We start from the raw sequence: 13,428 nt of genomic DNA on the forward strand, positions 1-13,428 counted from the left end.
CACCTCGAATGCCGTCTCGGTGCCGAGGCGGGACATGCGGCGTGCCAGGCGCAGTTCGGTCTGTGTAGCTCTCATGGAATGACCTCGTATGAATGCAGAATGAGCAGCTTCCCGGCGTCACCGACACCGGGGGAAGGAACCCTGCATTATAAGGCCGTCGGCGGACGATTTACAGTGAGCCAAGCATCTGAACCAGGGAGGGTACGAAGGCCATGGCGGACGTCCCGGCCGCAAAATGGGGATTGAGAAGCACCACTGCCCTGCTCGTTACCATGGCGGCGGTCGTGGCCCTCGCTATGGCAGTGCCGGTCTTCCGCGTCATCCTGCTGATCAGTCTTCCGTTGGGCGCGGTGGTCGCGGCCGGACTCTATCTCTGGCACAAGAAAAGGCCCATCAAGGAGCCGAAGGACGAATCCATCCACCTGGATCTGAAGTAGTCAGTAGTCAGGAGTCGGGAGTCAGTTAATCGGGCAGGCTGGGCTGCTCGCTCTCTTCGGTGCGCAGGACCTTCTCGATGGTGTAGGGCGGGCGGGCCGGCGGCTCGTGGTAGTGGCGCACCTGCATCTCGCCCAGCAGGCCGATGGCCAGCATCTCGCCCCCGAAGACCACCAGCACGGCGCAGAAGATCCACAGCGGGGCGTGCTGGGTCATGATCTCGGTGCCGAAGGCCAGCTTCTGGATGAACAGCCACAGGCCGATCACCGCGCCGGCAAAGATGCTCATGAATCCCCAGGTGCCGAAGAAGTGCAGCGGGCGCACCACGTAGCGGTGCAGGAAGCAGATGGCAATCAAGTCGAAGAAGGCGGCGATGGTCCGGGTGATGCCGTGGCGCGACTTGCCATGGGCCCGCTTGCCGGCCAATACCGGGACCTCGCAGATGCGGGCGCCATAGGCCGCCACCAGCAGCGGGATGAAACCCTGCATCTCCCCGTACAACGGGATCTGGTTGATCAGTTCCCTTCGGTAGGCCTTGAAGCCGCCGGCGAAGTCGTGGATCTTCACCCCGCTGAGCCACGCCAGCAGGATGTTCGCGATCTTGGAAGGAATGCGGCGGAACCAGATGCTGTCGCTGCGGCGCTGCCGCCAGCTGCACACCACGTCGTAGCCGTCTTCCAGGCGGGCGATAAAGCGGGGAATGTCGGCGGGGTCGTGTTGCAGGTCGCCGTCCATGGCGACCACGTAGTCGCCGGTAGCCCGCTCGAAGCCGGCCGCCAGGGCCGCCGTCTGCCCGAAATTGCGGCGCAGCTTGACCACCGTCACCCGGCTGTCGATGGTGGCGATCTCCTCCAGCAGGGGGAAGGTGCCGTCGGCCGAGCCGTCGTCCACGAAGATGAATTCGAAGGGCTCACCCAGGGCCTCCAGGGAGGCCTTCAGCCGGTCGTAGAGTTCAGTGATGTTCTCTTCCTCGTTGAGGAAGGGCACCACGACGGTGATCTTGGGCATAACCAAACCGGATTATACAACGTCTAACCACCAGGTCCGCGGCCCCCTCCCGTACAATGGAACCAGCGGAGTGGGCGATGCGTACCTTCCTAAGGACCCGCATGAAGCACCGGCGTCTGGCCCTGCGAGAACCCGCCGTAGTCGCCCTGGAGACGATGCGCGCCCATAAGATGCGCTCGTTCCTGACCCTGCTGGGCATCATCCTGTCGGTGGCCACCCTGATCGTGGTGGTGTCGCTGGTGCGGGGCATGAATATGTACATCGCCGACCGCATCGCCAACATGGGGGCCAACGTTTTCCTGGTGAACCAGTTCCCGCTGATCACCGACCAGGCTGAGTTCATCAAGGCGATGCGCAAGAACCGCCAGATCAGTTACGAGGATTTTGAGTACCTCCGCGACAATATGAAACTGGCCCAGGCGGTGGGGCTGGAGGTCCGCACTTTCGGCGCCGCCCGTTATGGCGGGCAAAACATGTCCGACGTGAATATCCGCGGCGTCACCGCCAATATAGGCGACATGGACGTGGAGGAGGTCGCGACCGGCCGTTACATCACCGACCAAGATGACAAACACCGCACTAACGTGACCATGATCGGGCAAGACGTGGTGAACAAGCTCTTCCCGGGCATAGACCCCATGGGGAAGAGCATCCAACTGGACGGCCGTGAGTTCCAGATCGTGGGAGTGGCCAAGCCGATGGGGACGGCGCTTGGCCAGTCGCAGGACAACTTCGCCTACATCCCCATCGGGACCTACATGAGGATCTACGGGCACCAGCAGCGAGGGTGGTCCATCAACGTGCAGGCGCCGGGCCCGGAGTGGATGGCGCGGAGCCAGGAGGAAGCGCGCACCCTGATGCGGGCGCGCCGCCACCTGCGGCCCGGCGACGAGGATACCTTTGGTATCCTGGCGTCACAGTCACTGATGGACCTGTGGAACCAGATCTTCGCCGCCATCGCCGCCAGTGCGGTCGGCATCGTGAGTGTGTTCCTGGTGATCGGCGGGGTGGTGATCATGAACGTGATGCTGGCCAGCGTGACCGAGCGGACCCGCGAGATCGGGGTGCGCAAGTCCTTGGGCGCCACCCGGCGCGACATCCTGATGCAATTCCTGGTGGAGACCTGCGTGATGTCCGCGGTGGGTGGGATGATGGGCGTAGCCCTGGCATGGATCATCACCGTGGTCGGCAACCGGGCCTCTCCCCTGCCGATGGCCATGCCGCTCTCCGCCATCGTGCTGGCGCTGACGGTGTCCACTGCGGTGGGTGTGTTCTTTGGGCTCTATCCGGCGCGCAAGGCGGCGCGGCTCGATCCCATCGAAGCCCTGAGATACGAGACTTAAGTGGCGATCCAGATCCGTGAAAACGCGAAGCTGGCGCTCACCACGGTGCGCGAGCACAAGGTGCGCTCTGCCCTGACCGTGCTGGGCGTAGTCATCGGCATCACCACTCTGGTGGGAGTGTCGTCAATCCTGGTCGGGTTGGACCGCGACATGCGCGGCTTCCTGGAGCAGTACGGGGCCGACACCCTGTTCGTCTTCAAGTTCGAGCCGGGTATCCATTTCGGCCGGCTGTCCACCGAAGAGCGCATGCGCAAGTCGCTTACCTTGGAGGATGCATTCGCCATCCAGGACGAGTGCTCCTCCGTGAAGAGCGTGGTGGCCGAAGCCTACCCCCGTTTCAATTTCGGAGGACCGCGCAATGCACCGACGGCGCGCTACCAGGGCCACGAGGTCTTCAGCATCGATCACTCGGGCGCTTTGCCAACCTACGAGCAGGTGTACCACGTCACCATGGCCAAGGGCCGGTTCTTCAACGATGCGGAGAACCTCCACCGCGCGGATGTGGTGGTGATCGGCTACGATCTGGCGGATGCCTTCTTCGGCAACACCGACCCGTTGGGCAAGACGATCCTGGTGGACAACGTCCCCTACACCGTGATCGGCGTCGCGGACAAGCGCAAGGGCAACTTCTTCAAAGACCAGTCGGCGGACAAGGTCGCGACCGTGCCCATCTACACCTACCTGAAGCATCACCCGCTGAATGACGAGGTCATGATCGGCGTGGAGGCATACGCGGGTACGAAAGCGACCGCCGAGGACCAGGTGCGCGAGGTGCTGCGCCGCCGGCGCCGCGTCCCCTTCGATAAGCCCGACAACTTCGGCATCTCCAGCGCGGAGCAGATCGCCCAGCAGTTCCACCAGATCGTGGGCGCCGTCGCCCTGCTGGTGGTCGTGATCAGCTCCATCGGGCTGCTGATCGGCGGCGTGGGCGTGATGAATATCATGCTGATGTCGGTGACCGAACGGACGCGGGAGATCGGGGTGCGCAAAGCCATCGGCGCACGAAGGTCCGATGTGATCGGGCAGTTCCTTATCGAGGCCATCACCTTGACCGGCCTGGGCGGAGTGATCGCCGTTCTGCTGGTGATCGCCATCACCTGGCTGGTGAATACCTTCCTGCCCGGCCTGCCCATGGAGGTCCCCGTATGGGCCGTGGTCCTGGGTGTAGTCACTTCGATGACCGTCGGCTTATTCTTCGGCATCTACCCAGCCATGCGCGCCGCACGCCTGGATCCGGTGGATGCGCTGAGATACGAGTAGCTGGTAGCTGGTAGTTAGTAGCCAGCAAGAAACCAACGGCACCCTCGACGGGTGCCGTTTCTTGTTCCTAGCGGACAGCTACTAGCTACTTCAGGTCCGCCATGATCTCGTCCAGCACGCTCTTGGGCGGGCGGACGACGGACTCCGGCAGCGTGGCCAGCGGCTTGTCGGTCATGTTGAGCAGGTCGATGAAGGTCGGTTTCTTCGGATCGATGTAGAACACGCCGGTCAGGACCTCGCCCTTCTCATGCGCCTCGGCCAGCAGGCCGAGCGCCTTGAGTTTGTCGGTGGGATCGTGGTCCTCGTTGATCTTGCGCAGCCGAAGGTGCGAGCCGTCGTGCATGGTGACGTCCACCGTCGTACCCGGGTCGTACTCCACGTCGATCTCTTCGAAGGCGGGCACGAAGGTGATGTCGTGCAGCGGCTCGTCGTGGTCTTTCATGAACTTGTAGCTCTTGGTCGAGCCCTCGTGATCGTTGAAGGTCACGCAGGGCGAGATCACGTCGAGCATCACCGTTCCCTTATGGGCGATCGCGGCCTTGAGCATGGCGAAGAGCTGCCTCTTGTCGCCGGAGAAGGAGCGGCCCACGAACGACGCCCCAAGTTGGATAGCCAGGGCGCAGGTATCGATCGGCGGCAGGTCGTTGATGACTCCCGTCTTCAGCTTGGAACCGAGGTCGGCGGTGGCCGAGAACTGTCCCTTGGTCAGGCCGTACACCCCGTTGTCCTCGATGATGTAGATCATGGGGAGATTGCGGCGCATCAGGTGCACGAACTGGCCGATGCCGATGGAGGCGCTGTCGCCGTCGCCGGAGACACCCAGCGCCATCAGGTGCTGGTTGGCCAGCACGGCGCCGGTGGTGACCGAGGGCATGCGCCCATGCACCGAATTGAAGCTGTGCGACCGGCTCATAAAATATGCCGGGCTCTTCGAAGAACAGCCGATGCCCGACATCTTGATGACGCGCTCCGGCATGACGCCCATCTCGAACATGGCGTCCACGATGCGCTCCGAGATGGCGTTATGTCCGCATCCGGCGCACAGCGTGGTCTTGCCTCCGCGATAATCGATGACGTTCAGGCCGATGCGGTTGGCCTTCGGCTCCGGTGTGGCGGTCGGTGTGCTCGCCATTACTTCCCCTCCATGGAGATCAGTTCGTCGGTCACGGAGCGCGCATCGAGCGGCAATCCGTGGATATGGGCGATGCTGCGCAGCTTGGTGATGCGCTCCGGGGTCAGGTCGAGACGGAGCAGGTCGAACATCTGGCGGTCCCGGTTCTGCTCCACCACGTACACGCGCTCGTGCTGGTCGATGAAGTCCACCACTTCCTTGGTGAACGGATAGGCGCGGAGGCGGAGGTAGTCGGTCTCCAGGTTGTACTCGTTGCGCATCTGATCGCGGGCTTCCACCAGGCCCCAGTGCGAGGTGCCGTAGGCGATGATCCCGATCTTCGCCTTGCCGTCGCCCAGGATCTCCGGCTTAGGCACGAAGGAGCGCGCGGTCTCGAACTTGCGCGCCAGGCGTTCCATGTTCTTCTCGAAGTCGTCGGGACGCTCGGAGTACTGCGCCTTCTCGTTATGGCCGCTGCCGCGGGTGAAGTAGGCGGCTGAGGGGTGCTCGGTGCCGGGGAGCGTGCGGTAGCCAACGCCGTCGCCATCCACGTCCCGGTAGCGGGCGAAGCTGCCCATGCGCTCCAGCTCCTCCCTGGAAAGCACCTTGCCCCGCTTGATCGGCTTGGTGGGGTACTGGAAGGGGTCGCTCATCCAGTTGTTCATGCCCAGGTCAAGGTCCGACATGACGAAGACCGGCGTCTGGAACTGCTCCGCCAGCTCGAAGGCCTCGATCCCAAAATCGAAGCACTCGCTGACCGAAGCCGGCAGTAGCATCAGGTGCTTGGTGTCGCCGTGGGAGAGCACCGCGGTGGAGAGCAAGTCTCCTTGGGAGGTGCGCGTCGGCAGGCCGGTGGAGGGGCCGACCCGCTGAATGTCCCAAATGACCGCCGGCACCTCGACGTAGTACGCCAGGCCGACGAACTCTGCCATGAGCGAGATGCCCGGGCCGGAGGTCGCAGTCATGGCGCGGGCCCCCGCCCAGCCGGCGCCAATCACCATGCCGATCGCGGCCAACTCGTCTTCCGCTTGCACGACGGCGAAGGTGGCTTTTCCGTCGGGGCCGATGCGGTACTCGCGCATGTAATCGATCAACGACTCGGCCAGCGAGGAGGACGGGGTGATCGGATACCAGGCAACCACCGTGGCCCCGCCGAACATGGCCCCCATCGCCGCCGCCGAATTGCCATCAATGATGATCTTGCCCGCGGTCTTGTCCATGCGCGCCAGGTGAAAGGGGTCGGCCTTGGTGAGCGACGATTTCGCGTAATCGAAGCCGGCCTGGGCCGCAGCCAGGTTCAGGTTGGCGGCCTTGACCTTGCTGGCGAACTGCTTGCGGATGGCCTTCTCGACCTCGGCCATCTCAATGTCGAGCAGCCAGGCCACCACCCCGACGTAGATCATGTTCTTGACCAGCTTGCGCAGCTTGGGCTCGGGACAGACCGGCGCCACCAGCTTGTCGTAAGGCACGGAGTAGAAAGTCAGGTCCTGGCGCAGGCTGGCCAGGTTGAGCGGCTCGTCATAAACCACGGCCGCGCCGGGCGAGAGCGACTTCACGTCCTCGACCGCGGTCTCGGCGTTCATGGCCACCAGGATGTCGATCTCCTTCTTGCGGCCGATGTACCCGTCCTTGTTGGCCCGGATGGTGTACCAGGTCGGAAGCCCGGCGATGTTCGAAGGGAACAGGTTCTTGCCCGAGATCGGAATGCCCATCTGGAAGATGCTGCGCAAAAGCACCGAGTTCGACGACTGCGATCCCGAACCGTTGACGGTCGCGACCTGGATGCTCACATCGTTCTTGACCCGGTCCCGCTCGGGCCCGCGCGGAGCTTCCCGGACAGCGATATCACTGGAGGCCATACGTGAGAGTTCCTTTCCTGTTCCCCACAGCCTATGAAAATGAGGTTGGAGTCACCCGAAAAATTTATTGTACCTCACCGAGGCGCGCTTGGGGACGGCGCGGACCCGGCTGCTACGCTTACACCAGGGAGAAGAATTGGGCCATGTGACGGAACTTCTCGTAGCGCGAGGCGACCAGATCGTCACCGCTCTTCCCTTTCAGAGCGGCGTAATGCTGTTGCAGGGCGGCATCGAGCAGGGCGGCGGCCGCCTCATGGTCGGTATGGGCCCCGCCCTCGGGCTCGGGCACGATGTCGTCGATGCAGCCCAGCTCCTGCAGTTCCTTGGGTGTGATCTTCAGCGCCTGGGCGGCCGCCTCTTTCTTGCCGGAGTCGCGCCACATGATGGAGGCGCAGCCCTCGGGCGAGATGACCGAGTAGATGGTGTTTTCCATCATCAAGACGCGATCGGCGACCGCGATGGCTAGCGCTCCGCCCGAGCCACCCTCTCCCGTGACCGTGGTGATGATCGGCACCCGCAGGCGCGCCATCTCGCGCAGATTCCTGGCGATGGCTTCGGCCTGCCCGCGTTCTTCCGCGCCCATGCCCGGGTAGGCGCCGGGCGTGTCCACCAAGGTGAAGATCGGCCGGCCGAATTTCTCCGCCAGCTTCATGAAGCGCAGGGCCTTGCGATAGCCCTCAGGGTTGGGCATTCCGAAGTTGCGATAGACCTTCTGCTTGGTGTCGCGGGCCTTCTGGTGGCCGATGATCATGACCTCGTCGCCATGGAAGCGGGCGAAGCCGCACACGATGGCGGGGTCATCGCTGAAACCGCGGTCCCCGTGCAGCTCCGTCCAATCGCGGAAGACGCGCTCGGCATAATCGAGGGTATAAGGACGTTGCGGATGGCGCGCCATTTCCGTCTTCTGGAAAGCGGTCAGGTGAGCATAGAGCTGATGGCGAAGAGCCTCCACCTGGTCGTGCAGGCGGTGGAGTTGTCGCTGGGCATCCTGGTTGTCGCCGGCGGCGGCCTCCAGGCGCTCGATCTCGCGCTCGATGTTCTGCAGTTCGCGCTGGGCTTTGGAGGCTGGATCCATGTGCGTTGCGGCAGCCGATGCTTCCACGACCCCGTCCTTTCCTTTGAAGAGGCGCGCCTTGCGCCGGAAAACAGCGGGACTCAGTCGATGATGCGGACGCTGCCACGCCCGCACAATTCCTCGACCCGGCTGATGAAGGCCCGGTCCGGTTGCACATTATAGCCCTCGGCTTCCATGACCACCATAAAGTCGCCGGGGCGTTCCACGTCGAACAACACCTTGGCCTCGCCCTTGCGCTCCACGCAGATCGAATGCAACGCGTCCACCGTGGCGCCGGTGGCCGTTTCGAGCGGCACCCGGATGCGCAACGCCCGAGGCAGCCTGGGCTGGGCCTGCTCCAGTGGTGTGATCTCGCTGACCGTGACCTTAGGGCCGGCGTTCTCCTCCACCCGTACCCCGCCGCGAATGAGTACCGGCACTTCCAGCTTCACCTTCTCCCCCAGGCGGCGAAACGCCTCCGGAAAGACCAACAAGTCCACCGAGCCCGCCATATCTTCCAGCGTGCCCTGGGCGTAGAAGTCGCCCTTCTTGGACTTGAGCACGCGCAGGTTGGTGATGATGCCCGCGGTATGGACCTCGTCCTTGCCTGTGGAGGACTTGAGGGCGCAGATGCCTTCGGTATCGAGGGCGCTGAAGTCCAGCAACTTGTCGCGGTATTTCTCCAGCGGATGGCCGGTGATGAAGAAGCCGAGGATCTCCTTCTCGGCGGCCAGGCGCTGATGCTCGTCCCACTCGGGGACGTCGGGCAGCTGGTCGTTGGCCGCCGGGGCCGCGGCCTCGTCGCTGAAGGAGATGAACAACCCGTGCTGGCCGGATTCGGCGTCGCGTTGCGATTTCTGGGCGCGCTCGATGGCCTTGTCCAGCACCGCCATGAGCTGCGAGCGCCGGCCCAGGGAATCCATCGCGCCCGCCTTGATGAGCGACTCCAGCACGCGCTTGTTGAGCAGCCGCAGGTCCACCGTCTCGCAGAACTGAAAGATGGACTGGAAGCGCTCTCCCCGCGCTTTCAAGATGGAGTCGATGGCGTTGTGGCCGACGTTCTTCACCGCCGCCAGCCCGAAGCGGATGGCGTTGCCGTGGGGCGTGAAGTTGGCGTCGGAGACGTTCACGTCCGGCGGCTCGACGGGAATGCCCATCTCGCGGCACTCGTTGATGTACTTGACCACGTTGTCGGTTGAGCCCACTTGCGAGGTCAGCAGGGCGGCCATGAACTCCACCGGATAGTGGGTCTTGAGATATGCCGTGTGATAGGCCAGCAGGGCGTAGGCAGCGGAATGCGACTTGTTGAAGCCGTAGCCGGCAAACTGCTCCATCAGGTCGAAGATCTTGACCACCTTCTTTTCAGGGAAGCCACGCTCCAGCGCTCCGCGCAGGAACCGTTCCCGCTGTGCCGCCATCTCTTCCGGCTTCTTTTTACCCATGGCGCGGCGCAGCAGGTCGGCCTCGCCCAGGGAGTACCCTGCCAGGCGGTTGGCGATCTGCATGACCTGTTCCTGGTACACGATGACGCCCAGCGTCTCCTGCAGGATCTGCTGCAATTCCGGCAGCTCGTATTCGACCTTCTTGCGGCCCCACTTGCGGTCGATAAAGTCGTCGATCATGCCGCCCTGGATGGGCCCGGGGCGGTAGAGCGCGTTCAAGGCGGTCAGGTCCTCGACGCTGTTGGGCTGGTAACGGCGAAGCACATCGCGCATGCCGTGCGATTCGAACTGGAACACGCCTGACGTCAGTCCGCTGTGGAAAACGGTCTTGTAGGTCTTCTCGTCATCGAGAGGGACCTGGCTGAGGTCGAGGCTGCCGCCCCGCTGGACGATGAGCTTCAGAGTGTCGTCCACGATGGTCAGGGTGGTGAGCCCCAGGAAGTCCATCTTGAGCAGGCCCATCTTCTCGATGGCGCTCATGTCGAAGGCGGTGACGATCTCGTCGTTCTTGGTCTTGTGCAGCGGCACCAGCTCGATGAGCGGCTGGGGAGCGATCACGACCCCAGCGGCGTGCACCCCGGCATTGCGTACCAGTCCTTCGAGCTTGCGCGCGGTGTCGAGCAGTTCCCGGATCTGGGACTCGTTCTCGTACGCCTGTTGCAACTGCGGCGATTCCTTGATGGCGTCGTCGAGCTTGATGTTCAGGGTGTGCGGGACCATCTTGGCGATGCGGTCCACGTCGTTGTAGGGCATGTCCATGGCTCGCCCGACGTCCTTGATAGCCGCCTTGGCCTGCATGGTCCCGAAGGTGATGATCTGCGCCACCTGCTCCCGTCCGTACTTGCGGGTGACGTAATCGATGACCTCGCCGCGACGGTTCATGCAGAAATCGATGTCGATGTCGGGCATCGAGACCCGCTCGGGGTTGAGGAAGCGCTCGAACAGCAGCTCGTGTTGCAGCGGATCCAGGTCGGTGATCTGCAGCGAGTAGGAAACCAGTGAGCCGGCCGCGGAGCCGCGTCCCGGGCCGACCGGGATGCTGTGCTCGCGGGCGTAGCGGATGAAGTCCCAGACGATCAGGAAGTAGCCGGAAAAGCGCATCTGGCGGATGATGCCGATCTCCCAGGCCAGGCGCTGCTCGTAATCGGAAAGGCTGCGCTTCAGCCGCCCCGCCGCCGCTAGTGGCCGCAGCGCCTCCATCCGGCGGGCGAACCCCTGCCGCGTGATGTGCTCGAAATAACTGTCGAGGTCGTAGCCAGCCGGGACCTCAAAGTGGGGGAAGGGCGACTTCACTTTGCCCAGCTTCACCGTGCAGCGCTCGGCGATCTCCTCGCTGCGCGCGAGCACCTCGGGAGAATCCTTGAAGACCTGTGCCATCTCCTCGCCGCTCTTGAGGTAGAACTGGTTGGTCTGGAACTTCATGCGGTTGGTATCGCGGATCGACTTGCCGGTCTGGATGCAGACCATGACGTCCTGGGCGTAGGCGTCGTCTTCGCACAGATAATGGGAGTCATTGGTAGCGACCAGCGGCGCTCCCAGTTCCTGCGCGATGCGCCGGAGCCCGGGCATGATCTTGCGTTCCTGCTCCAGCCCCTGGTCCTGCACCTCGATGAAGAAATTCTTCTCCCCGAATATCTCGCGGAACTGCCCGGCGGCGGCGCGCGCCTCGGCGTGCTTCCCTTCCAGCAGGTTCTCGGCGACCTCTCCCTTCAGGCATCCTGACAATGCGATGAGCCCCTGCGCGTGCTCGGCGAGGAACCGCTTGGAGATCCTCGGCTTGTAGTAGAAGCCATGCAAGGAGGCCTCGCTGGTGATGCGCACCAGGTTGCGGTAGCCCTCGTCGTTCTCCGCCAATACGACCAGATGGTTGTAGGAATCCCCTTCCGGCGGGGTGCGCTCGATGTTGTGGTCGTCCTTCTTGCAGATGTAGAGCTCGCAGCCGAGGATGGGCTTGATGTCCTGCTTCTTGCAAGCGTTGACGAAATGCAGGGCGCCGAAGATGTTGCCGTGGTCGGTCATGGCCACGGCTGGCATGCCGAGTTTCTTGGCGGACTCCGCCAGCTTCTCGACATCGCAGGCGCCGTCGAGCAGCGAATAGTCGGTATGGAGGTGAAGATGTACGAATCGCGACATTTGGCCTGCTCTGGTCCTGATCGCGGTGGGCTGACGCCAGGGACGCCGTTGGCTGGATCGTTACTGTGATTCTATCGCAGGCAGGTTGCAACCAGAATGCCCGCTCAGCGTTTCTTCTTGCTCTTCTTGGCCGGCTTGGACTTCGTGGGAGCGTGGGCTCGCGCCGGCTTGGCCGGCTTATTGGGCGGCCCAGCAGGGTGCTTCTTGACGGCGGCCGGAGCGGGGGCGGCTGCCGCTGCGGCACTTCCTGCCGCAGCCTTGGGGGCTTTCTTGCCTGAGGCTGCAGGCGCTGCTGCTTCCGCGGCTTTCGCTCCCCGGCCCCGTTTGCTGGGCGGGGGAGGCGGAGGTGCGGGCGGTGGCGGAGCGTACGGCTTCAGGAATTTCAGGGTCTCGGTCCGGGAGCGCAGCTTGCCATCGAGCAGCAGGAAGAAGATCTGCTCGGTCAGCTCCTGGTAGCGCGGCACCTCCGGAGTGATGTGCAGCTCCGCCATCTCCGGCAGCGGGATCTTGTCTTTGACCTGCCGCCACTTGGTCAGGAAATTCTTGATCTTCTGGGAGACGCTCTGGTTTCGCGACGTGGTTTCCAGGAACAGGATGGTCTCCGCCTTGCCGGCGGACAGCAGCTTCCAGGCCAGGGACGGCGTGGCCGCCTCTTTGCTCGTCAGGCGCTTGGCCAGGTCCTTGGCCTCGTCCTCCAGCCGCTTCCAGCTTTGCACGAAGGCCCGGTTGGAGATCAGCTTCTGGAGGGCGCTGGCGTCCGCGCCCGACATCCTCCCGGTGAGCATGTACATGACCGCCGGGCCGGAATCGATGGCGCCATAGCCCAACGACTGCATCTGTTCCCGGGTCTTGAGCAGGCTGGCGAGGCCGCTCGCGTCCACCTTGGCCACCGTCCAGCGGGGATACAGCACCTTGAGCCACTCTTCCTTCTCCAGCGCGCGCATGATGTGCAGCGGGTCTTCCTCGTAGGCCAGCTGCTCGATCTCGTAGCCGATCTGCCGGTCGTTGATGCGCTCGATGTAGTTGCCTTCCTTGGCGGCATCGTAGCGGGCCTGGGTACGCTCCTCCAGGTTCCAATGGAAGCGCGTGGCGAAGCGCGTAGCCCGGATCAGGCGCGATGGCTCTTCCAGGAAGGAGTAGTTGTGCAGGATGCGGATGACCTTGTTCTCGATGTCCGCCACCCCATTGGCGGGATCGAGCAGCAACCCGCGCGAACCCTCGTTGAGCGAGAGGGCCATGGCGTTGATGGTGAAATCGCGGCGCCGCAGATCGTCGATGATGGTGCCCTGGGAGATCTCGGGCGGGCGGCCGGGCTTTTCGTAGCGCTCGTTGCGCGCCATCCCAACCTCGGCGCGCACGTTGCCGGGAAGCAGGAGGAAAAGAGTGCGCGTGTCGTCGTCCACCCACTGAACGATGGCTCCCGCCTTCTCCAGGTCGCGCTGCAGCTTGAGCGGATTGCCCTGGACGGTGAGATCGACCTCGCGGATGGGGAACCCGCTGATCATGTCGCGCACCGCGCCGCCGGTGAGATAAACGTTCATCTCATCGGCGCGGGCGACGTCGGAGACCAGGGCCACCGCCCGCTGTTGGTCCGGCGTCAGCCGGGTCTCCATCATGTAAATGTAATCAGCCATTCAGGCGACGCCCGGCGGAGGTCCTGTGGAAATCCGGCCGGATCCTGCCGTTCTGTCTGTAAGTGGTTCCGAACAAGGCACTTAGCCGCGCCACGGAGGCCGCGGCAAACCCCACACATTAACATACCGTTGCCCTTTTGGCTACTGGG

Annotated in this window: 9 protein-coding genes; 3 read left to right on the top strand and 6 right to left on the bottom strand. The window is 63.5% G+C overall.

Annotated elements, in window-relative coordinates:
- The first annotated feature begins 212 nt into the window (after positions 1–212).
- Positions 213–437, top strand: coding sequence for a hypothetical protein (locus VMS96_06125; protein ID HVP42989.1), 225 nt, complete (start codon positions 213–215; stop codon positions 435–437).
- A gap of 25 nt (positions 438–462) precedes the next feature.
- Here the strand turns inward: VMS96_06125 and VMS96_06130 are convergent, their stop codons facing one another.
- Positions 463–1,443, bottom strand: coding sequence for a glycosyltransferase family 2 protein (locus tag VMS96_06130; protein ID HVP42990.1), 981 nt, complete (start codon positions 1,441–1,443; stop codon positions 463–465).
- Between the two features lie 101 nt (positions 1,444–1,544).
- On the opposite strand from VMS96_06130, the gene VMS96_06135 reads away from it, so the two are divergent.
- Positions 1,545–2,786, top strand: a complete 1,242-nt coding sequence (locus tag VMS96_06135; GenBank protein ID HVP42991.1) for an ABC transporter permease — start codon at positions 1,545–1,547, stop codon at positions 2,784–2,786.
- Positions 2,787–4,046, top strand: a complete 1,260-nt coding sequence (locus tag VMS96_06140) for an ABC transporter permease (GenBank protein HVP42992.1) — start codon at positions 2,787–2,789, stop codon at positions 4,044–4,046.
- An 85-nt stretch (positions 4,047–4,131) separates the two neighbouring features.
- Here the strand turns inward: VMS96_06140 and VMS96_06145 are convergent, their stop codons facing one another.
- The 5 genes from VMS96_06145 to VMS96_06165 all read right to left on the bottom strand — a co-directional run bounded on the left by VMS96_06145 (position 4,132) and on the right by VMS96_06165 (position 13,279).
- On the bottom strand, positions 4,132–5,178 hold the full coding sequence (locus VMS96_06145; GenBank protein ID HVP42993.1) for a 2-oxoacid:ferredoxin oxidoreductase subunit beta: 1,047 nt from the start codon (positions 5,176–5,178) through the stop codon (positions 4,132–4,134).
- The gene (locus tag VMS96_06150) at positions 5,178–7,016 is read right to left on the bottom strand and encodes a 2-oxoacid:acceptor oxidoreductase subunit alpha (GenBank protein ID HVP42994.1); all 1,839 of its coding nucleotides are present in this window, start codon (positions 7,014–7,016) and stop codon (positions 5,178–5,180) included. The genes VMS96_06145 and VMS96_06150 overlap by 1 nt, the downstream gene beginning before the upstream one ends.
- A 118-nt stretch (positions 7,017–7,134) precedes the next feature.
- Positions 7,135–8,118, bottom strand: a complete 984-nt coding sequence (locus VMS96_06155; GenBank protein HVP42995.1) for an acetyl-CoA carboxylase carboxyltransferase subunit alpha — start codon at positions 8,116–8,118, stop codon at positions 7,135–7,137.
- Between the two features lie 53 nt (positions 8,119–8,171).
- Positions 8,172–11,645 (bottom strand): DNA polymerase III subunit alpha, encoded by a 3,474-nt coding sequence (dnaE, locus tag VMS96_06160; protein HVP42996.1) that lies wholly within the window; start codon positions 11,643–11,645, stop codon positions 8,172–8,174.
- A 104-nt stretch (positions 11,646–11,749) separates the two neighbouring features.
- Positions 11,750–13,279: a hypothetical protein gene (locus VMS96_06165; protein HVP42997.1), complete on the bottom strand. Its 1,530-nt coding sequence runs from the start codon at positions 13,277–13,279 to the stop codon at positions 11,750–11,752.
- Positions 13,280–13,428: the final 149 nt, after the last annotated feature.

It is taken from the genome of Terriglobales bacterium (assembly GCA_035543055.1).
GTDB lineage: Bacteria > Acidobacteriota > Terriglobia > Terriglobales > Acidobacteriaceae > JAIQFD01.